The 707-nt window shown below is 67.0% G+C and carries 1 protein-coding gene; it reads left to right on the top strand.

Annotation, left to right across the window (positions count from 1 at the left end):
• The coding region (locus tag IH13_RS40235; protein WP_420713329.1) for a transposase at positions 1 to 299 on the top strand (299 nt) is incomplete at its 5' end.
• Positions 300 to 707: the final 408 nt, after the last annotated feature.

The following is a 707-nucleotide window of genomic DNA, read 5'->3' as shown; positions in this document are numbered from 1 at the left end:
TCGTTGGGCCCGCCGCCCACCGTTCCAGGAAGGTCCGCGACTGGCTCGCTGCCCATCCCGATGACGTCGAACTGCACTTCCTGCCGCCGCACTCGCCCGAGTTGAACCCCGACGAGCTGGTCAACACGGACCTCAAGCACAGCCTGCCCGAACAGCACCCGGGCCCGGAACCAGGCCGAACTCGCCGCCGGAATTTGCCGCTTGTTCCGCAGACGCCAGCGACAGCCCACATCGTCCGCGGCTACTTCGGCGGCCCACACGTCCGCTACGTCCTGGACGAAAACCGCATGAGTTTCTGATCAATAGGGCGACAGATCAGGCGCCAGCAAGGCCGGGCTCGCCGTCCTGGGAACTCATCTCTCCAGGCTCCTGTTGTTGTGCTGGGGTCTTGACAGGATGGGTGCAGCGCCACACGGCCCTCGGTCCGAATTTGGTGCGAACGGCTTTCTTGAGGCCCTGGTGGTCGCATTGGCTACGGCCAGCGACGGCCGACCCATTCGTGACCTCGACCAGCCGACCGGCGACTTCACGCTTCCCCGCATGCCGGTCCAACGCTCCCGTGACCGATGCGGATCACTACCGTGGAACGCGCCGCCGCCTCTGCCGCGCTGGGATGCCCGCCTTGGGAGCTCGGGCTGTGCGCCGGCTGCGGCCAGCTGATGCGGTGCTACGGGCGCAACGCCGCCATGTCCTGCAACGTGTGTCGG

Source organism: Streptomyces sp. NRRL WC-3549 (assembly GCF_000721935.1).
GTDB lineage: Bacteria > Actinomycetota > Actinomycetes > Streptomycetales > Streptomycetaceae > Streptomyces.
Note: the sequence above shows the minus strand (reverse complement) of the source record. Positions and strands in the feature narration are given on the sequence as shown.